The organism is Flavobacterium tegetincola DSM 22377, from assembly GCF_000425485.1.
GTDB lineage: Bacteria > Bacteroidota > Bacteroidia > Flavobacteriales > Flavobacteriaceae > Flavobacterium > Flavobacterium tegetincola.
Genome location: NZ_KE384388.1, coordinates 158,597 through 179,073, shown reverse-complemented (window position 1 = coordinate 179,073; position 20,477 = coordinate 158,597). Strand labels below are relative to the sequence as shown.

Here is a 20,477-nt window from a genome sequence, read left to right as displayed (position 1 = left end):
TAGTACGCAATTATTTTGCGTAGTTAATATTTTTTTATACATTTGAAAGAAAGAACGCCAAATGAGTCTTCAAAAAACACATACTGAATTACTTGAACGAATTGGTTTTCCAACAGAAACCATCAACAACCATTGGTTGAATCTAGAAAAAGCGTATTCGAAAAGTTCTCGAAAGTACCACAATTTAACGCATTTAGCTGAAATGATGGCTTGTTTTGAAACGTACAAAAGTCATCTGCAATTTCCTGATGAAGTGTTGTATGCTCTTTTTTACCATGATTATATTTATAGCAGCACTCGAAAAGACAATGAACTCAAAAGTGCCGAATTTGCCGTTCAATTGCTAACAGAAAATACAAAGGTGAACAAGCAAATCATTTTCGATATGATTCTAGCCACCAAAGAACACAAATGCATTGGAATGGAAGACGAGAAATGGCTGATTGATTTTGACTTAAAAGTACTCGCAAAAGAGCCCGAGGAATATGCAATGTATGCCAAACAAATCCGGAAAGAATTCAGTATTTATCCCGATATTTTATACAATCCCGGACGTAAGAAAGCCTTAACACATTTCCTAGAAAAAGAATTCATTTACCAAACTGAAACATTCAGAACCCTTTTTGAATCAAAAGCGAGAACTAACATCCAACAGGAAATTAATAACTTCTAACCCATAGTCACCACCAACGTTGTCACCCTGACAAAGGAAGGGTCACATCACGTTTCGACAACATACAACATACAACATACAACAAAAAAGATGTCTCTAAACAAAAACGCTCTAATCCGCTACAAAACCATCGACAAATGTTTGCAAAACCAATACCGACAATGGACTTTGGAGGATTTAATGCAAGCTTGTTCCGACGCTTTATTTGAATTTGAAGGCAAAGAAAACAGCGTAAGTAAACGAACTACCCAACTCGACATCCAATTGATGCGAAGCGAAAAGCTCGGATACAATGCGCCAATCGTGGTTTATGATAAAAAGTTTTACAAGTACGACGACGAAGACTATTCCATTACCGACATTCCACTAACGGAAACCGACATCAATGTATTGACGGAAACCGTTTCGATGCTCAAGCAGTTCAAGGACTTTTCGTTATTCAATGATGTTTCGGACATTTTGCAACGACTGGAAGACAAGATTTATGCGGAAAAGTCAAATACCCAACCGGTAATTCACTTGGATAAAAACGAAAGTCTAAAGGGATTGCATTTTCTGGAACCTCTGTACCAAGCCATTATTAAGAAGATGGTATTGAAAATAACGTACAAATCCTTCACGTCCCGCGACGAAAGTAGTTTTCTTTTTCATGCCTACATTTTAAAGGAATTCAATAACCGATGGTTTCTAGTAGGACGAAGAAAAAAAACAGCTCCAATAAGCAACTTGGCTTTAGACCGAATTATCGCAGTTGATTTTGATTTCCAAGCCGAGTATTTAGACCAAGATTTCGATGCCGAAAAATTCTATAAAAACGTAGTGGGTGTAACCGTAAATACCGGTCTTCAACCACGGAAAGTAGAATTAAAAATTGATCGAATCAACGCGCCGTATGTACTAACAAAACCACTTCACACCTCCCAACGACACATCAAAACCAACGAAGACGGCAGTATAATTATCCATCTGTTCCTACTGGAAAACTACGAACTACACCGCCTTTTACTAGGTTTCGGAAGTGGACTAGAAGTAATCACCCCCGAACGCCTGCGAAATGAAATGAAAGCAAACTTGAAAAAATGCCTAGAGCACTACGAATAAAGTGCAGAATCAGCAAGTCAAAAACCGCCAAATCTACACTCTATCCTCTATATTCTATGTTCTATCCTCTATGTTCTATCCTCTATATTCTCTTCTCCTCCTCAACCTCTAAACAAGCTCTCCTCTGGCCGGATACTTCTTGTCCAAGATAAAATCAATAGCTTCAAGGAACGAAGGTAAGTAAGGACGTCCCCACGGATTACTAGTAATAGAAGAATAATAAACCTCCGTTTTATTATCAATTAAAAACAGACCCGGTTCGCTAAATACATCTGGCTCCGCATCTTTGATACCCTCACTCATGAAAAGTCCCCAACTCTTTGCCGTTTCAGCGTCCAAGTCGTATCCTAACGTTAAGTTTTTCAACTCCCAATCTTTTCTTGACAGTCGAGCTCTCTTCTCAGTATCCATACTAACGGCCACTACGTTAACGCCTCTCTTCTCAAAATCAGGCAAAAGTTCTTCCAATTGTTGCAAATATTTTTTACAAACGGGACAATGCAATCCTCTATAAAAAACGATTAAAGTAAAATGTTCGGGAGCCTCTTTTCCGAGTTCAAAAGTGTTTCCATCAACAAATGGAAATTGCAATTTAGGTGCTTTATGTTTGGGTGTTGGTCTCATCATGCTATTTTTTTTAGTTTATAAATTATAGAAAGTGCTACTGTCGTAAAGGAAACGGTATTGTAATACGCCTGGCTTTCAAACAAAGTAGCGGAATGAATTACCACCATTTACGGCAACGGCTATTTACCGCTGCTGATTGTAACGCAATCAATAATCCAAAAGTAGCACTTTAGAAATCGGATTTATTTATGTGATTTCACTTAAAAGTTACAGCAATTCATTTACAGCGAATCCATTACAATTGGAGTTGATTAATAAATTGCTTTTAGAAAAACACATGCCTTCTATAAATTACCTTAAATAAATGCTTTCATCACTTGAATTTGTTTTTGCAATTTACTTGGACCACAAAAAGGTTATTTTATTCCTAAATCCATTTTCGTGTCGATAAATTATTCTTATTTTAGCTAAAAACCTACACTATGGAAAACTTAAACAAACCCGTTTTAGATCAGCTGATAAAAACAGCATTCCCACAACTTAGTACTTTAGACTATAATTTTTCGGAATATTCATTGAACACTAGTTTTAGCTTCAAGTTTGATAACTTGGATCACTTTGTGGAATTTTTAAAGCAACATCAAACAGTTGAAGATGAAGAAGTGTTGCTTATGGAAAACATGTTGAAGGATTTAAATTTGCAAACGCACTCTTACTTCTTCGTCAATTTTTATGAATAACTGACGAAGACCATTGGCAACGTTAAAAAGAAATGAATTATTTGAAAACTGAAAATCCTTAAAACCAAGGCTTCTTGTTCTTTTGGTACATTTCGTAAAATTCAGCATCAGTTTTGGTCAAGTATATAATACCTTCGATCAAGCCCACTAATGAAGTCAATACAAGTACGAAAATACCTATAAAAATACACAGCGTGGCATAACCAATAACCGTGGCAATTAAAATTAAAAAACCTTCGTTATTGTAGCCCAAAACAAATTTATGCACTCCAAGATGACCTAACAATATGGCTAAAACTCCGGTCAAAATGCGCTTATTATCCTGCGTATATTGAGGACGAGCCTCTTGAAAAGTTTGATTCCACGATTCTTGTTTTGGATTACTTTGTTCCATTTTTGGCGTTTTAAGTATTAATAGCGGTTATAAAAATATTAAAATTAAAGGAAAACATGATCAATTGGCTCCCAAAGTTCAATTTTATTTTGTTCGCAGTCCATTATCCATCCAAATTTACCATATTCAAAGGATTGCATTTCCCCTAAAACGGTAACGCCTTCCGCTTCTAAGTGCACTAAAAGTTGCTCCAAATGCTGCACTCTAAAGTTTTGCATGAACTCTTTTTTTGACGGTTCAAAGTAGGTTGTATCGTCCTTAAATGGCGACCATTGTGTGGAACAGTCGGCACCATTTTTATCTTTCCACCAAAAAGTGCAACCGTAATCATCCGTGTTTAGGCCCAAATGATTTCGGTACCATTCCTTTAATTCATTTGGATTTTTGGCCTTCAAAAAGAAACCGCCAATTCCCGTAACGCGTTCTTGTCTCTCTTCAACGATCTCAACTGGATTGTACAGCAAAAGGATTTTATCTACAATAGTTTGTGCCAGCTTCGCATGACTTTCAAAAGTCCAACCGGCAATATGCGGACTCAAAATTACATTGTCAGCATCCATTAAATACTGCAACGCTTCAGGAACTTCGGCATCTGCAAACGATTCAAACGATAATTTTTCGTATTCTAAAACATCTAATCCCGCACCTAAAACTTTCTTTTCTTGCAAGGCTTTCGCCAAATCTGAAGTCACCACGCTTTTTCCTCTTGCCGTATTGATCAACCAAAATGGCTTGGCAAACGCATTGATAAAGTGCTCATTAACCATCTTATCCGTTTCAGGCGTCCACGGAATATGCAAACTCAACACGTCGGATTGTTCTTGTAATTCGTGTAATGCAACTTGTTTGGCATTGGCATCGCCCACATTTGGCACAATATCATAACACAAAACCGTTACGTCAAAACCGCGTAGTTTTTTGGCGAAAGCCTTACCCATATTTCCGTAGCCAATGATCCCAACGGTTTTTCCGTCCAATTCATGTCCGCGATTGGATTCCCGATTCCATTTTCCCGACTTCACTTCCGCATTTGCACGATTCAAGTTGTTGAACAAACTTAAAATCATTCCCAAAGCATGTTCACCAACGGCATTTCGATTTCCTTCAGGAGCTGCAATTAACGCAATTCCTTTGGCAGAAGCATAATCACAATCGATGCTTTCCAAACCAGCGCCAACTCGTGCAATGAATTTTAGATTCACCGCTTTATCGATAAAAGTTTTATCTACTTTAAACCGACTCCGGATGACGATTCCGTCATAATCAGCGATTTTAGCTTCAATTTCTTGTTTGGTTGACGTAAAATCGTCTTCGTTGCGAAATCCAGCAGCTTCCAACTGGTTTTTTAATAAGGGATGGTTGCCGTCAATGTGGAGAATACGTTTCATTTGTAAAATTTTTGCACAACAAATTAACGAAATCTAACGGCTATATCCGCACAATAAAAAAGGTTTATTGTTGTTATACTTGTAATTTCACTTTTAAAAATACCGGTTATGAAAATCAAATTACTTTCTTTTATACTTCTGGCTTTTGCAATTTCCTCTTGCAATGAGAATAAAATTTACGCTGAATTAAACAAAGATTTTGCAGACAACCGCTGGCAAAAATCAGACGTAAAAGAGTTTGAATTTACCATTGAACAAGAAGCTCGTAATTACGATGTAAATGTGCATTTTGCCTATTTTTCCGATTTCCAAATCAATCCCGTTCCACTAATTGTAACAGTTATACATCCTGATGGTTCAGAGGAAAACAAAGCATTAAACATCGTAGTGAAAGACAAAGACAATAAAGAAACTGGCGATTGTAGTGGTGATTATTGCGACATTCGAGAAGTTATTGTTGAAAACAAACCCTTAAAAAAAGGTATTTATAAAGTGAGAATTGAACACGATTTCAACGGTCCTTATTTGCCAAATGTAAATGGTATTGGAATTGAAGTCATTGCACAAGCCGATTAAATCTTCCTAAAACCGCATAAAAAAAACCACTTGAAGTTTGATCTAATCAAGTGGTTTGAAGTTCAATTATTAATACTTCTGATTTATTTTAACGCTTGCGCTAAATCTTCAAGCAAGTCGTCTATATCCTCAATCCCAACACTCAACCGAATTAGATCGTCCGTAATGTCGACTTCCAAACGTTTGGCAACAGGAACAGAAGCATGTGACATGTTTATTGGATGATTGGCCAATGATTCCACACCACCCAAAGATTCTGCTAGAGTAAACAGTTGTAGCTTTTCTAAAAATGAAATAGCGTCCTTCAATTCGCCCGATTTGAAATTAAAAGTCACCATTCCTCCGAAATCTTTCATTTGCTTTTTGGCCAATTCATGTGAGGGATGCGAAGGCAATCCGGGATAATAAACGGTTTTTATTTTTGCATGCTTTTCCAAGAATTCGGCCACTTTCTGACCGTTTTCGCAATGTCTTTGCATACGCAAATGCAACGTTTTGATTCCCCTTAAAACCAAGAAACTGTCCATTGGTCCTAAAATAGCTCCTGTGGCAAATTGTTTAAAATGCAATTTTTTTCCAAGTTCCGGATCTTTTGTAACCAAAGCACCTGCAATCAAATCCGAATGTCCGCCTAAATATTTCGTTGCCGAATGCATCACCACATCAGCGCCTAAATCTAAAGGTTTTTGTAAATACGGCGTTGCAAACGTATTGTCAACAGCAAAAAGCAGATTGTGCTTTTTTGTGATTTTTGCAATTTTAGCAATGTCAACTAATTTCATCAATGGATTTGTGGGTGTTTCAATCCAAACCAATTTCGTGTTTTCATTGATTAATGATTCAAATGTATCCAAATCATTCATTTCCACGAAGTGAAATTTTATTCCAGAATCCTTAAATATATTGGTAAACATTCGGTATGTTCCGCCGTACAAATCATCCATTGTAATGATTTCATCACCCGACTTAAACATCCGAATCAAACAATCTGTTGCCGCTAAACCCGACGAAAATGCCAAACCTCGTTCTCCATTTTCAATACTCGCCAATGCGTTTTCTAAAGCCGTTCGCGTAGGATTTGTAGTTCTTGCATATTCATAATCCTCATGAAACGGTTTCCCAGGAGAGGTTTGAGCGTAAGTAGACGTCTGATAAATGGGCGTCATCACCGCTCCCGTTGTTGCTTCAGGATGCTGACCGCCATGGATTACTTTCGTGTTGAATTTCATTGTTTACAAGCTAAATGTTTGAAACAAATTTACTTTTAATTATAACCTTATCCCAATAAGTTGTACTTACCTTTGCATGAATTAACATTTCATTGAAACCAATTTTGCTTTATTAATGTTAATTTCACTTCAAAATTAAAACGCTTTACTTTTAATGTAAGTTAAGTTTAAATATCCGTATTCATGAAAAAAATCACCTTCTTATTCGCCGTCGCAATCCTTTTTATCAGTTGTAAAAATGACAAACAACTTGAATTCACCACCGAAACGTATACGGAAAAATCAACTTTGCCCTGCACTGAAAATTGTCCTGTGGTAGAAGTCAAGGTTCCCATTGCTAAAAATGTTCCGGTAGTGGCAGACAGCATCAACAAGCGTGTTTTTGCCGTGGTGAGCGGGATTATTTATTTTGGCGAAAAGCCGTACACATCCACCGAATATACAGGATTGTTACAATCGTTTATTTCGTCTTATGATGCATTGAAAAAAGAATTTCCAAAAGACACATTCGGTTGGGAAGGAAAAGTGGAAGGTTCCGTCGTTTATGAAACTGAAAATGTTTTAAATATTAAAATTGATCATTATACTTACACGGGTGGTGCACACGGATATCAAGGAGTTCGGTCTTTGATTTTCAATCCCAAGACGGGAAAAATAATTCCAAACGAAGAATTATTTAACGATGTGGACGCGTTTACCAAATTTGCAGAGCAAAAATTTAGAACTGCTTATAAAATTTCAGAGAGCGATGCCATTAATTCAACCGGATTAATGTTTGAAGACGAGAAATTTGCGTTGCCAATGACGATGCTTTTTAATGAAAAAGGACTTCTTTTATATTACAATTCGTACGAAGCCGCTTCTTATGCAGATGGACCTAAAGAAATTCAACTAACTTATAGCGAACTTGAGCCTTATTTGAAAGTGAAATAATCATAAGTTTCTACTGAAAATAGTGCGATTACGAAGCAAATTATTTTCCTTTGCAAATTAAATTCAATCATGGACAAAATATATTACCTCGCTTCCTGCGATACGTGTCGGAAAATCATCAAAAACCTTCCAAAGTCAATTGAAATGGAGTTTCAAGACATCCGTCAAGACCCAATGACACCCGAACAACTGGAAGAATTGTATCAAATGACAGGCAGTTACGAAGCGCTTTTCAGCAAAAAAGCACAGTTGTACAAGTCGATGGATTTGAAAAATAAAAATCTTACCGAAGCCGATTATAAAAAATACTTACTCGAACATTATACTTTCTTGAGTCGTCCTGTTTTTATCATAAAAGGAAAAGTGTACGCGGGAAACAGCCAACCTAACATTCATGCGGTAACGCAAGCCCTAAAATAATGTCCAAACGATATTTAGCATTAATCGCGGCCACATTTGTTTCGATTATTTACGGCGTCACTTTTACCATTGCCAAGGACGTCATGCCTACCTACATTTTGCCCTTCGGTTTCATCGTTTTACGCGTAGGTGGCTCAGTAATTTTATTTTGGCTCATCTGGCTTTTTCTTCCCAAAGAAAAGATAGACCGTAACGATTTCCCTAGAATAATTGCCGCTGCATTCTTTGGCGTCGCCTTCAATATGCTCACATTTTTCAAAGGATTAAGTTTAACATCGCCTATTTCTGCCTCGGTATTAATGGTGACTACACCTATAATTGTACTCATTCTTTCAGCAATAATTCTCAAAGAACGCATGCTGAAACGCAAAGTTTTCGGAATCATTTTAGGATTGGTCGGAACTGCATTTTTAATTCTGTATGGAAAATCAGTGGGTGATGCAACTAACGCTAATTTGGGTAACTTACTCGTTTTTGCAAACGCCATTTCCTACGGTTTCTACCTCATAGTCGTTAAGAAATTAATGGAAAAATACAGCGCTTTCACTTTCGTAAAATGGATTTACCTCTTCGGATTCCTCATGGTTTTGCCCTTTGGTTTTACCGAATTGCAAGCCGTAGAATTCAGTGCAATTCCCGTTGACATTGCTTGGAAAATCGGATTCGTAGTGGTTTTCTCAACGTTCCTAACCTATTTATTGAATTTACTTTCAATGAAAGAATTAAAACCCACAACCGTAGCCGTTTTCATTTACCTGCAACCGGTTTTCGCCACTATTTTTGCTATTGGATTGGGGAAAGACGAATTGAATTTAATCAAAATTGGTGCAGCAATCCTCATTTTTTCGGGCGTATTTTTGGTTACTCAAAAAAAGAAATAAGTTTTTTAGGAGCGAATGGCTTGGGCTTGTCAGGCTTCCATTTTCCCGCTATCCTTCCACATCTTTTTTATTGCCGTAGGCTTAAGCCAACGGCAATAAAAAAGGACGTTCCCTCCAATCGGGGCTATTATTTTTTCGTAAATACCTCTTCGATGATTAAAACGCACGAAGGGAAGAAACTCCAATTCATTTCCAATATCACTTACAACCACCTAAATTCTTTTCCTTATATTTGCTTTCTTTTTAAAATACTTATGATACAATCGATGACGGGTTTCGGAAAAGCAACAATGCAACTTCCAAACAAGAAAATTACAGTAGAAGTAAAATCGCTAAACAGTAAAGGTTTGGATTTAAACGTCCGAATTCCTTCTGTGTACCGCGAAATGGAACTGGGTTTACGCAACCAACTTTCAACAGTTTTAGGACGTGGAAAAGTAGATTTCTCTATTTTCATGGAAAACACCGCTGAACAAACTTCTGCTAAAGTCAACGTGCCTATCGTAAAAGCATACATCGCTCAATTGAAAGACGTTTATGCCGATGCTGATGTTACCGAATTGATGAAAATGGCAGTAAGAATGCCGGATGCCATGAAAACGGAACGCGAAGAAATTGACGAAAACGATTGGAATCTAATCCAAAACGTCATTGACGAAGCCTTGACAAACATGCAATCTTTTAGAGTTTCTGAAGGAAGTGCTTTAGAAAAAGAATTCGTTCAACGCATTGCCAACATTATGAATTTAATGAATGCAACAGTTGCCTTGGACGGTGAACGAATTGAGACCGTAAAAACAAGACTTCGCACAGCAATTGATGAACTAAAAGTAAACATTGACGACAACCGTTTTGAACAAGAATTAATTTTCTACCTCGAAAAATACGACATCACCGAAGAGAAAGTGCGTTTAGAAAATCACCTGAATTATTTCGTAGAAACGATGGCAGGAAGTGAAGCTAACGGTCGGAAATTAGGTTTTATCACCCAAGAAATTGGTCGCGAAATCAACACGATGGGTTCAAAATCGAATCATGCTCAAATGCAGAAATTAGTCGTTCAAATGAAAGACGAATTGGAGAAAATTAAGGAACAAGTTTTGAATGTACTGTAATGTATTAAGATTGGAGTAGTAAGTATTAAGACAGTTTAGCTTCAAGCAGTAAAGGATGCATCATTTAAGTGTTGCAAAACTTGAAACTTGATACATCAAACAAAATAAACATGAACAACGGAAAATTAATTGTTTTTTCAGCACCTTCGGGTTCAGGCAAGACAACGATTGTAAAACACCTTCTTGAACAAAAAGAACTGCATTTAGACTTTTCTATTTCGGCAACATCGCGTGAAAAACGTGGTGATGAAGCACATGGAAAAGATTATTACTTCTTATCTGCAGCAGAATTTCAAGCTAAAATTGCGGCAAACGAATTTGTAGAATACGAAGAAGTATACAAAGACAACTACTACGGAACGTTAAAAACCGAATTGGAACGCATCTGGGCTTTGGGCAAACACGTGATTTTTGACATTGATGTGATTGGCGGTTTGAACATTAAGAAACAATTCCCAAATAAAACGTTAGCTGTTTTTGTGAGTCCGCCTTCCGTGGAAGAATTAGAAAGACGCTTGCGTTTCCGCCAAACCGAAACCGACGAGAAAATCCAAATGCGATTGGCGAAAGCCGAACGTGAGATTGCCGAATCAAATAAATTTGACGTCATATTGAAGAATTATGATTTGGAAATTGCCAAAAATGATGCTTATACTTTGGTACACGATTATTTAAAAATGGTAGAATAGCATTTTTAAACTCTTACTAAATCCTAAATCTTAAACCCTAAATCTTAAATTTAAAATGAAAGTAGGACTGTATTTCGGAACATTTAACCCCATTCACGTTGGTCATTTAATTATTGCCAATCACTTTGCCGAGTTTACGGATTTGGAACAAATTTGGATGGTGGTGACGCCTCACAATCCGTTGAAAAAGAAAAGTACGTTGCTCGATGATTACCACCGTTTAGAAATGGTTCATCTTGCTACTGCGAATTATCCTAAAATTAAACCTTCGGATATTGAGTTCAAACTTTCGCAACCTAATTTTACGGTAAATACGTTGGTTCATTTAAAGGAGAAGTTTCCAACGCACGAATTTGCTTTAATTATGGGTGAGGATAATTTGAATTCTTTGCAAAAGTGGAAGAACTACGAGGTTATTTTACAAAATCACGAGCTGTATGTTTACCCTAGAATTTCTGCAGAACCTAAACCTGAACTTCCTTTTTTAGCTGAATTTCAGGCCAAAGTACATATTATTGAAGCACCCGTTGTGGAAATTTCCTCTACTTTTATTCGAAATTCCATTAAAAACAAGAAGAATATAAATCCGATGTTACCCGAAAAAGTAGCAGAATACATTGAGCATAACTTGTTTTACACGAAGTAACTTACTGCAACACTTGCTTCAGTTCATCTTCAATTAATTCAGCCGCTGAATTAAAGCTCGCATTTTTTCCCGACAATATATAAACGGACGTAATTGGCATTTGGTCGCTTTCCCAAAGTATTTGCAACCGCTGTTCTTCGATAAAAGATTTGGCATTAATGTTCCAAGTAACCGTTACACCTGTGTTTTTTGAAAGCACTTCTAACATTTCATATTCGGAAGGAATGATGTAATTGGGAATCATCGACGGACGCTTTTTATTGAACACATGCAACCAAAATAATTTTATATGCGGAATTCCAGCGTCATGACTGTACCATTTTTGTTCGTTGAGCCAAGTTTCAATCGCTGCATAATCAACTTTCTTGATGTTCTTCTTTAAGTCGACGGCGTCTAAATTAATAGAGCTTACTATGATTTGCTTTATTTCTCCCAACTTTTTTTGGACTGTATCGAATGTATCGTACTTATCCGTGACGATGGCAAAATCCAATTTCTTGGTATTGACCAACTCAAATAATACGTCATTTTCATGAAAATTGAAATCGATATAATCAAATTTGGAAAGCAGTTTACTTCCCAGACTTTGAAACAAATGCCTTGAAATACCAACAGAAATTAACCGGTTTGCATCCAAAGCTTTTGACCTGAATCCCTTTTCCACGTTCTCCAAGCGGTCTAATGCTTCGATAATTAGGTTGTTCAGAAGCTTTGCGTATTCCGTAGGCTCTACTCCTTTTGATTTTCGGTTGAATAATTTATAACCTACATGTGCTTCTAACATTGAAATCTGCTGACTAACAGCGGGCTGACTAATAAATAACTCCTTTGCCGCCAAGGAAAAGTTGCCATTTTTATACACTGATTTGAAAGTTCGGTACCATTCTAGATTTACCATGATATAAATATATTTATCACAAACATAATTTAAATTATTTTTACAAATAACATAACTGTTGTAAATTTGTAAAACAAAAATGAGATATGAACAAAAGAGGATTATTATTAATCGTAATTTTAACATTGAGTTGCATTACTGCAATTGCACAAAATAAAAAAAAGATGAAAAAAGTATTATTTGTAGTCACTAGTCATGACAAATTAGGAGACACAGGAGAAAAAACAGGATTTTGGATTGAAGAATTAGTCGCACCTTACTACGAATTGGCAGATAACGGTGTTCAAATTGACATCGCATCGCCACTTGGAGGACAGCCACCAATTGACCCAAAAAGTGCTGACCCATCTTCGGCAACAGAAGACACAAAAAGATTTGATAACGATACTGCTTTGCAATCTAAATTGAAACAAACGCTTAAATTAGCGGATGTGAAACAAGGCGATTACGACGCTGTTTTCTACCCAGGTGGACACGGACCATTATGGGATTTAGCAAACGATAAGAATTCGATTGCATTAATTGAATCATTTTATACGAATAACAAACCTGTTGCTTTTGTGTGTCACGCTCCTGGAGCATTGAAAGACGTGAAAGTAAATGGCGAATATTTAGTAAAAGGTAAAAAGGTAACTGGTTTTACAAATTCTGAAGAAGAAGCGGTTGGATTGACAAAAGTTGTTCCTTTCCTTTTAGAAGATGTATTGAAATCTAATGGCGGAATCTATTCTAAAGCAGCCGATTGGAATCCTTATGCTGTGGAAGATGGATTATTGATTACCGGTCAGAATCCTGCATCATCAAAACTAGTGGCAGAAAAATTATTAAAAAAATTAAATTAAGAAACATGTTAAACTTCGAATTATACAACCCGACCAACTATGTATTTGGGAAAGGACAAATAGAACAATTAGGCACATTAATACCAAAAAATGCTAAAGTATTATTAGCATACGGAGGAGGAAGTATCTTCAAAAACGGTATTTACGATTCAGTAATGAAAAATTTAAAGGATTTTGAAGTAACTGAATTTGGTGGTATTGAGCCAAATCCGCATTTTGAAACTTTGCAAAAAGCGATAGCAATTGTCAAAGAGAAAAAGATTGACTTTATTTTAGCTGTTGGTGGTGGAAGCGTTATTGATGGAGTAAAATTCATCTCTGGAGCGACTAATTATGAAGGAAATCCAATTGAAATTCTTCAAAAGAGGATTCTAATTAAGGAAAATGCAGTCCCTTTTGGAACAGTATTAACTTTGCCTGCTACAGGAAGTGAAATGAATTCAGGAGCTGTTGTTACAATTGAATCTACACAAGAAAAACTTGCTTTTGGAGGTTCTGCATTGTTTCCACAATTCTCTATTTGCGACCCAACAGTGATTGAATCTTTGCCAAAAAGACAAATTCAAAATGGAATTGTAGATGCTTTTACCCACGTAATGGAGCAATATTTAACGTATCCACACGATGCTTATTTGCAAGATAGAATTGCTGAAGGTGTTTTAACTACGTTGATTGAGATAGGTCCAAAAGTAGTAGAACATCCAACAGATTACGCATTGGCTTCAAATTATATGTGGTCTTGTACAATGGCTTTGAACGGTTTGTTGAACAAAGGTGTCCCAACTGATTGGGCTACACACATGATTGGTCATGAATTAACTGCTTTGTACGGAATTGACCATGCTAGAACTTTGGCAATCGTTGGACCGCATTTATACACCGTTCTTTTTGAAACTAAAAAAGAGAAACTGGCACAATATGGAAAACGCATATTTCATTTGACAGGAAGTGATGATGAAATTGCAAAAGAAGCGATAAATAAAACGGTTGAATTTTTCCACTTGATGGGAATGGATACTAAACTGTCTCAATACACGGATGATTATGAAAAAGCAGCTGCTTTTATTTCAAATCGTTTCCAAGAAAGAGGATGGATTGCAATGGGGGAAAAGCAAAATTTAACTCCAGAAAAAGTGAAACAAATCGTAGAAATGAGCTACTAAAACTCATCTTCTATCCAATCAAAAGGCACTGCTGAATCATTTTTCGGCAGTGCCTTTTTTTAAAACACCAAAAACAAAATTATAACTAACTCCTAAACCATAAAACTCATGTCTTTAAAACGCTTATGAAATAGTATAACGTAAGTTTAATTTTTTTAGTATGCTGAAAGTCATAATTTTAACTTTATTTTTTAAATAAAAATTTTATGCGCAGGAAACGCGCGCGTTCATTGGAAATATTTGTGGTTATTAATTATAAAATAAGTATTTTTGAATCCTAAATTTTAGTTTATAAAAGAAGATGATGACAGACCAGCCAAAATTTGCAGTAATAGGAGGAGGAAGTTGGGCAACTGCGATTGCCAAAATGTTGTGCGTAAATTTGCCTCAAATTGCTTGGTACATGCGGAATGAAGATGCCATTAGTCATTTAAAAGAGTTTCACCACAATCCAAACTATTTAAGTTCGGTTGAATTCCATACTGAACAATTGCGATTGACCAGCGACATCAATGAGGCTATTGAATATGCAGATTATATAATTTTTGCGATTCCATCGGCATTTCTGGACGGAGAATTAAAAAAATTGACCGCTAGTTTAAAAGATAAAGTCATTTTTTCAGCAATTAAAGGTATCGTACCTGAAACGAGTTTAATTGTAGGTGAGCACTTCCATAAAATGTACGACATAAGTTATGAGAATATCGGTGTGATTACCGGTCCTTGTCACGCGGAAGAAGTTGCTTTAGAACGTTTATCGTATTTAACAATTGCTTGTGGTGATGCAGAAAAAGCGACAGTTGTAGCAAATTGTCTAGCTGGAAACTACATCAAAACAAAAATTTCCGACGATATTATAGGTACTGAATATGCAGCAATGTTGAAAAATATTTATGCTATTGCAGCAGGAATTGCCCATGGTTTGGGTTATGGCGATAACTTCCAAGCGGTATTGATGAGCAATGGAATTCGCGAGATGAAACGTTTTATTCGTGAAGTACACAAAATGAAACGTAACATCAATAATTCCGCTTACTTGGGTGATTTATTGGTTACTGGATATTCTGTGTTCTCTAGAAATAGAACTTTTGGAAATATGATTGGAAAAGGATACACCGTAAAAAGTGCTATGATGGAAATGACCATGGTCTCTGAAGGCTATTATGCCACAAAAAGTGCGTATCACTTAAACCAAAAATACGGTGCTAAAACACCAATTATCGATGCAGTTTACAGCATTCTTTATGAAGGTAAAGAAGCAAAGAAAGTCTTTAAGAAATTGACTGACCGGTTAGATTAAATAAAAAAAGGAAGCGAAAGCTTCCTTTTTTTATACTTATTATTAGCGTTCGATAACGCCTTCTATAAATAATATTGGAACTTCTTCCGTAGCGTTTTCATTGATAGAATTGCTTTTAAAAATAAACACTTTATCATACATCTTATTATCGATAAAGTACGTTAGCATAAATTCATTATTTAAAGCCAGAACGCTATCTTCAAGCAGTTCAACTTTAACTACAGAAACCGCTGGTACGGCTGGAAAAGCATGACGCAATAGCGAAGTCTTTTTCATTTCGCCTTCTAAAGTTCCAAATGCTGATGAAACAATCATCACGCTGTCTAAATTAAAATCGCTATCGTTTACTAGATAAACGTACCATACTTTTTCATTAAACTCAACGCTAAATTCTTGCACTGCAGCAAGAAATACGTTTTCCACGGTTGGTATTTGAATGTCTTTTTTCATGTTGTTTTGGCACGAAGACACAAAGTCTCGAAGTTAATTTTTTAAATAATGAAAACCTAAATAACCCCGATTGCAGAGGAAATTATTTTTATTTTTTCTTTAAAAATAAAAATGATTGCAACGAAAAGCGGGAATATGGAAACCCAAAAAAGCCCGAGCGGTTCGTTCCCAATAAATCTAAATACTCGACTTAAATTGCTCCAAGAATCGAACGTCATTTTCATAAAACATACGAATATCGCCAATTTGATGTAGCAACATTGCAATACGCTCCACTCCCATTCCGAAAGCGAAACCAGTGTATTCTTCTGAATCGATTCCACAGTTTTTTAGCACATTAGGGTCAACCATTCCGCAACCACCAATTTCTAACCAACCGGTTCCTTTGGTAATTCGGTAATCGGTTTCGGTTTTTAAACCCCAATAAATATCGATTTCCGCACTTGGTTCGGTGAACGGGAAATACGACGGACGTAAACGGATTTTTGACTTTCCGAACATTTCTTTAGTGAAATATAATAGTGTTTGCTTCAAATCGGCAAACGAAACATCTTTATCGATGTACAAGCCTTCGATCTGGTGAAATATACAGTGAGAACGCGCTGAAACAGCTTCATTTCTAAAAACTCTTCCAGGAGAAATCGTTCGGATAGGCGGTTTATTTTCTTCCATGTAACGTACTTGAACCGATGAAGTATGGGTTCTTAACAACACGTCAGGATTGGTTTGGATGAAAAAAGTATCTTGCATGTCGCGAGCCGGATGGTATTCTGGCAAGTTTAACGCGGTAAAATTATGCCAATCGTCCTCAATTTCTGGACCTTCTGAAACATTGAATCCAATGGTCGAAAAGATGTCGATGATTTGATTTTTTACTAGTGAAATCGGGTGACGAGAACCTATTTTAAACGGTTCGCCTGGACGGGTCAAATCGCCATAAATTCCTTTGATTTCTTCTTTGCTTTCTAATGCTTCTTGAAGTTGTTTTACCTTCTCTTCCGCAGTAGTTTTTAATGCATTGATTACTTGTCCAAATTCTTTTTTCTGTTCGTTGGGAACATTTTTGAATTCGGCAAAAAGGGTTTTCAGTAAACCTTTTGTTCCAAGATATTGAATTCTGAATGCTTCTAATTCGCTCGTGTTATCGGTTGAAAAAGATTGGGCTTCGGCAATATATGCTTTGATTTTGTCTATCATCGTTTGTAGTAAAGGTGCAAATTTAAGGTTTTTAGTTGAAAGTTTTGGTGTGATAATCAGGCAATCTTTTATAGATTTTTCACCGCAAATTTACTTCGTCTGTTCGAGCAGAGCTCTCGGGTCACAAATTATCGCAAATTAGTTTCGAAAGATTTGTCATGCTAATATATTTCAGCATCTTGTTTGTGGTTGTAAGATTCAGAAACAAGTTCAGACCCGAGAGCTTTGCTCGAACTGGCGAAGCAATGACAAAATTCCACGCTGTTAATCAATATACTCTTTCTCTAAAAAATAACTCACAATCGCTTCTTTCATTAAAACTGTTTGTTCACCTGCTTTTAATGTAGGCAATTCTTCTTTGACGCTGTAATGAGGCCAACCTTCTTGATCGACGTGGTCAAATGTGTAGTAACCATAAGGTTCTAACAATCTGCAAATGGCAATGTGCATTAAATTTAATTTCTCGTCTTTAGGGAATTTATCATGTACTTTCCCCAATTCTTGAATACCTATAAGGTATATTATGGCATCTAAATCTAAATCTTCGCCTTGTGAAAATTGGTCTGAAAGTTTGGCGACTAAATTTTCCCAACGCTCTTTAAGTTGTATATCTCTTGACATTATAGTTTTATATTGAAAAGAAGCAGCTTTGCTTCTGTGAAATTGTAGCTACAAAGATACGTCGTTGCTTTTGGTTTTTCTACAAAAGTACCTATCTTGCCTAAAGATTTTTTACTATGCAAACTATCGACATCATTTTAGGCTGTTTTCTCTTATACGGATTGATTCGCGGCTTCAGGAACGGCTTTTTTATTGAGCTGGCTTCACTCTTTTCGTTAATTCTGGGAATTTACCTTGCATTGAAATTTTCCTCTGTTGCGCAAGTTTTTATAAGTTCACATGTTTCATGGTCGCCAAAAACGATTCAGATTTCTGCTTTTGCATTGACCTTTATAGCAGTAATTGTTGGACTCTCAATCCTAGCAAAATTTATGACAACGGTGGCAAAGTTTGTAGGAATGAGCTTGGTAAACAAATTTGCTGGAGCATTCTTTGGCTTATTGAAAACGATTCTCGTCATGAGTGTCGCACTACACTTTTTTAATAAAATGAATTCCAAAATGGACTTTGTTTCGAAGGATCAATTAATTGATTCTACTTTATATTATCCGACCTTAGAAGTTTCTGGGAAATTATATCCCGTTTTGGAAAGTTGGTTTGATGAGTTTTATCCTAGTAAAGAAGAGAGATAGAATATTTCTAATTATAAAATCTCACGGTTGAAACCGTGGGCGATATTTCAGCGTAATAACAAATTGTTATCTCTAATTTTTTTGCTAAATCATAAGTCCATTTCTTTCCAAACACTAAGATTGGCCACGGTTTTAACCGTGGTGTTATTTAGAATTAATTAAATCATAAACAAAATTCAGTTGTGTATCCGTTTGCGTTAAATAATCTTGATAGTTTTTTAGTTATAACACCCCACGTTTAAAACTGGGGGCGATATTCTAGCGTGATAATAAATAGTTAACCGTAAAGATTTTCCATTAAATCACTGTTCTATTTATATCCTTATTCATTACAAAATCCCACGGTTGAAACCGTGGGCGATATTTCAGCGTAATAACAAATTGTTATCTCTAATTTTTTTGCTAAATCATAAGTCCATTTCTTTCCAAACACTAAGATTGGCCACGGTTTTAACCGTGGTGTTATTTAGAATTAATTAAATCATAAACAAATTCCAGCTGTGTGTCTTCTTGTTTTAAATAATCTTCATACGTTTGAATCACTTTATAATCCGGAATAATGCCGCGATTTAGCAATTGATTGTCTTTTTTGGGCACATCTTGTTCCAAATTAACGACAGAAAATTGCGTAACAATTTTTGATTTTGGCAATTTATATTCCAAAGACGTGTGACCGTTATGACCGTGATAGCCACCCATTGTTTCTTCGCCAACGGTTATTGTGTTTTCATTTCCCGCTAGCATTGCTGCAAACAAACTTCCTGCTGAAGCAATTGCCGGACTCACTAATAAATAGACATTTCCATTAAAAGCATTTTTGTTTGGTGTCCAAATTTTACGGTCGTTGCTGTTTTCATCTTGATAAAAGCGATTGTCCACTTCTACCGGAAAAATCTCTTGAAACTCTTTGTTGTATTTCCCAACTCCAAAGGGACGAATGAATTTTGGAGCACCAATATTGTAATACTTCAACAACGGAATTTTCTTGAAACTAATCCACGCTTTCTTATTTTCCTGAAAATTTCTTTGGGTCAAATAAGAATAGGTGACGATGTCATTTGGGTCGGTTCCTCCTCCATTTTGCCGAACATCCACGATTAAATTTTTTATGTTTTCGTCTTTTAATCGAATGAAAATGCTGTCTAGAAATTTCACATAGTTTAAATGTTCTACCGCCTTTTCGTCTCCCATATCAAAAGTATAAATGGTCAACTTCCCAGTTTCCGAATCGATTTTCTTGAAATTATATTTTTGCTTTTCAGTCAAAGTAGCATAATAAATATCGTCAAAGCTCTTGGAATATCGGTTTTGAAGGTTCTTGTAGTAATTGCTATGACTTACACTTGCTATTGTTTTGGTCAGGATTTCCGATGATTTTTGCAATTTATAACGCACTATAAATTCCTCTTTCAAACCATAATTGAGTCGGAAATAGCGAGAAAAATGGGTTCGTATCCCAATTTTTTTTCCCGTAAGGTTTTCGCCATCCGTGGTGTAATATTTATATAAATTCAAAATCACCTCTTTGAATGGAATTTCATTGATGGATACAATTTCAGCACCTAAAGGAATCGCTCCGTTTTCATAATTTATAATCCATTTCTCTTCAATGCATTTTATAGGCAAAGGAAAATAGCCCGATTTTTCGCTGCGTAAATTCTGCCAAATTCTATCAGGAACAGAAGTATCGTTGTGCAAACTGCCTTCGAAATCAGTCAATGTTGAAATTAAATTATAGAAATCCCTGTAAGTAGAAAGTTGCTCAATTTCAGCATCAGCCCAAGAATAGATGCTGTCAATTTGTTGGGTTGTTCTGTATTTGTAAAGACCTGAATTGGCTTTTAGTCGAATTTCTTTGAAAACCGCCAAATCTTTACGCATTTTCTTCTGCGAAAAAGCGTCGTCAACGGATTGTGAAATTGCTAGGTTTGAAAATAGGATAAAGGAAACGAATAAGAGCGTTGTGATTTTCATTTGAGTCGAATTATTTTTCAAATGTAATCGTATAGCCAGAAAAGCACT

22 protein-coding genes and 1 pseudogene are annotated in these 20,477 nt (G+C 36.1%); 14 read left to right on the top strand and 9 right to left on the bottom strand.

The genetic code is table 11. The features are described 5' to 3' along the window. The first annotated feature begins 61 nt into the window (after positions 1-61). Together H602_RS0116835 and H602_RS0116830 are read left to right on the top strand one after the other, a co-directional pair. Entirely contained in the window at positions 62-673 is a 612-nt protein-coding gene (locus H602_RS0116835; RefSeq protein WP_026979071.1) for an HD domain-containing protein, read from the top strand. Between the two features lie 90 nt (positions 674-763). Beyond that, the gene (locus tag H602_RS0116830) at positions 764-1,774 is read left to right on the top strand and encodes a helix-turn-helix transcriptional regulator (RefSeq protein WP_026979070.1); all 1,011 of its coding nucleotides are present in this window, start codon (positions 764-766) and stop codon (positions 1,772-1,774) included. A gap of 108 nt (positions 1,775-1,882) precedes the next feature. Here the strand turns inward: H602_RS0116830 and H602_RS0116825 are convergent, their stop codons facing one another. Beyond that, positions 1,883-2,401, bottom strand: a complete 519-nt coding sequence (locus tag H602_RS0116825) for a peroxiredoxin-like family protein (protein ID WP_026979069.1) — start codon at positions 2,399-2,401, stop codon at positions 1,883-1,885. Between the two features lie 422 nt (positions 2,402-2,823). On the opposite strand from H602_RS0116825, the gene H602_RS0116820 reads away from it, so the two are divergent. Next, positions 2,824-3,081 (top strand): hypothetical protein, encoded by a 258-nt coding sequence (locus H602_RS0116820; protein WP_026979068.1) that lies wholly within the window; start codon positions 2,824-2,826, stop codon positions 3,079-3,081. 58 nt (positions 3,082-3,139) lie between these two features. Here H602_RS0116820 and H602_RS19085 read toward each other — a convergent pair whose 3' ends face one another. Together H602_RS19085 and H602_RS19080 are read right to left on the bottom strand one after the other, a co-directional pair. Continuing rightward, positions 3,140-3,475, bottom strand: coding sequence for a TM2 domain-containing protein (locus tag H602_RS19085; protein ID WP_084404282.1), 336 nt, complete (start codon positions 3,473-3,475; stop codon positions 3,140-3,142). Between the two features lie 455 nt (positions 3,476-3,930). Then, a pseudogene (locus H602_RS19080) lies at positions 3,931-4,863 on the bottom strand (2-hydroxyacid dehydrogenase); the annotation flags it as partial. Between the two features lie 108 nt (positions 4,864-4,971). On the opposite strand from H602_RS19080, the gene H602_RS0116805 reads away from it, so the two are divergent. Next, positions 4,972-5,439: a gliding motility lipoprotein GldH family protein gene (locus H602_RS0116805; protein ID WP_026979067.1), complete on the top strand. Its 468-nt coding sequence runs from the start codon at positions 4,972-4,974 to the stop codon at positions 5,437-5,439. 83 nt (positions 5,440-5,522) lie between these two features. Here the strand turns inward: H602_RS0116805 and H602_RS0116800 are convergent, their stop codons facing one another. Further along, positions 5,523-6,668 (bottom strand): cystathionine gamma-synthase, encoded by a 1,146-nt coding sequence (locus tag H602_RS0116800; protein ID WP_026979066.1) that lies wholly within the window; start codon positions 6,666-6,668, stop codon positions 5,523-5,525. A 183-nt stretch (positions 6,669-6,851) separates the two neighbouring features. On the opposite strand from H602_RS0116800, the gene H602_RS0116795 reads away from it, so the two are divergent. The 6 genes from H602_RS0116795 to nadD all read left to right on the top strand — a co-directional run bounded on the left by H602_RS0116795 (position 6,852) and on the right by nadD (position 11,352). Further along, complete coding sequence (locus H602_RS0116795) at positions 6,852-7,601, top strand: DUF3298 and DUF4163 domain-containing protein (RefSeq protein ID WP_026979065.1); 750 nt, start codon at positions 6,852-6,854, stop codon at positions 7,599-7,601. Positions 7,602-7,670: 69 nt separating this feature from the next. Further along, positions 7,671-8,021: an arsenate reductase family protein gene (locus tag H602_RS0116790; protein ID WP_026979064.1), complete on the top strand. Its 351-nt coding sequence runs from the start codon at positions 7,671-7,673 to the stop codon at positions 8,019-8,021. Beyond that, complete coding sequence (locus tag H602_RS0116785; protein ID WP_026979063.1) at positions 8,021-8,902, top strand: DMT family transporter; 882 nt, start codon at positions 8,021-8,023, stop codon at positions 8,900-8,902. Before H602_RS0116790 ends, H602_RS0116785 begins: the two co-directional genes overlap by 1 nt. Positions 8,903-9,156: 254 nt before the next feature. Further along, on the top strand, positions 9,157-10,017 hold the full coding sequence (locus H602_RS0116775; RefSeq protein ID WP_035759900.1) for a YicC/YloC family endoribonuclease: 861 nt from the start codon (positions 9,157-9,159) through the stop codon (positions 10,015-10,017). Between the two features lie 110 nt (positions 10,018-10,127). Next, positions 10,128-10,706: a guanylate kinase gene (gene gmk, locus H602_RS0116770; RefSeq protein WP_026979060.1), complete on the top strand. Its 579-nt coding sequence runs from the start codon at positions 10,128-10,130 to the stop codon at positions 10,704-10,706. Between the two features lie 55 nt (positions 10,707-10,761). After that, positions 10,762-11,352, top strand: coding sequence for a nicotinate (nicotinamide) nucleotide adenylyltransferase (nadD, locus tag H602_RS0116765; RefSeq protein ID WP_026979059.1), 591 nt, complete (start codon positions 10,762-10,764; stop codon positions 11,350-11,352). Between the two features lies 1 nt (position 11,353). Here nadD and H602_RS0116760 read toward each other — a convergent pair whose 3' ends face one another. Further along, positions 11,354-12,250 carry a LysR family transcriptional regulator gene (locus tag H602_RS0116760; protein ID WP_026979058.1) on the bottom strand — a complete coding sequence of 299 codons (897 nt, stop codon included), beginning with the start codon at positions 12,248-12,250 and terminating at the stop codon, positions 11,354-11,356. Positions 12,251-12,414: 164 nt separating this feature from the next. Between H602_RS0116760 and H602_RS0116755 the strand changes: the two genes are divergently transcribed. The 3 genes from H602_RS0116755 to H602_RS0116745 all read left to right on the top strand — a co-directional run bounded on the left by H602_RS0116755 (position 12,415) and on the right by H602_RS0116745 (position 15,555). Continuing rightward, positions 12,415-13,092 carry a DJ-1/PfpI family protein gene (locus tag H602_RS0116755; protein ID WP_157505144.1) on the top strand — a complete coding sequence of 226 codons (678 nt, stop codon included), beginning with the start codon at positions 12,415-12,417 and terminating at the stop codon, positions 13,090-13,092. Between the two features lie 5 nt (positions 13,093-13,097). Beyond that, complete coding sequence (locus H602_RS0116750; protein WP_026979056.1) at positions 13,098-14,255, top strand: iron-containing alcohol dehydrogenase; 1,158 nt, start codon at positions 13,098-13,100, stop codon at positions 14,253-14,255. Positions 14,256-14,559: 304 nt separating this feature from the next. After that, positions 14,560-15,555, top strand: a complete 996-nt coding sequence (locus tag H602_RS0116745; protein ID WP_026979055.1) for an NAD(P)H-dependent glycerol-3-phosphate dehydrogenase — start codon at positions 14,560-14,562, stop codon at positions 15,553-15,555. A gap of 42 nt (positions 15,556-15,597) precedes the next feature. Here the strand turns inward: H602_RS0116745 and H602_RS0116740 are convergent, their stop codons facing one another. The 3 genes from H602_RS0116740 to H602_RS0116730 form a co-directional block, all read right to left on the bottom strand. Next, positions 15,598-16,005: a hypothetical protein gene (locus H602_RS0116740; RefSeq protein WP_026979054.1), complete on the bottom strand. Its 408-nt coding sequence runs from the start codon at positions 16,003-16,005 to the stop codon at positions 15,598-15,600. Between the two features lie 177 nt (positions 16,006-16,182). Beyond that, positions 16,183-17,202: a phenylalanine--tRNA ligase subunit alpha gene (gene pheS / locus H602_RS0116735; RefSeq protein ID WP_022827647.1), complete on the bottom strand. Its 1,020-nt coding sequence runs from the start codon at positions 17,200-17,202 to the stop codon at positions 16,183-16,185. A gap of 264 nt (positions 17,203-17,466) precedes the next feature. After that, positions 17,467-17,823: a hypothetical protein gene (locus H602_RS0116730; protein WP_026979053.1), complete on the bottom strand. Its 357-nt coding sequence runs from the start codon at positions 17,821-17,823 to the stop codon at positions 17,467-17,469. A gap of 116 nt (positions 17,824-17,939) precedes the next feature. Between H602_RS0116730 and H602_RS0116725 the strand changes: the two genes are divergently transcribed. After that, entirely contained in the window at positions 17,940-18,455 is a 516-nt protein-coding gene (locus H602_RS0116725) for a CvpA family protein (RefSeq protein WP_026979052.1), read from the top strand. A 462-nt stretch (positions 18,456-18,917) separates the two neighbouring features. Here the strand turns inward: H602_RS0116725 and H602_RS0116720 are convergent, their stop codons facing one another. Then, a complete protein-coding gene (locus tag H602_RS0116720; protein WP_026979051.1) occupies positions 18,918-20,429 on the bottom strand; it encodes a S41 family peptidase in 1,512 nt (503 codons plus the stop codon). Between the last annotated feature and the right edge of the window lie 48 nt (positions 20,430-20,477).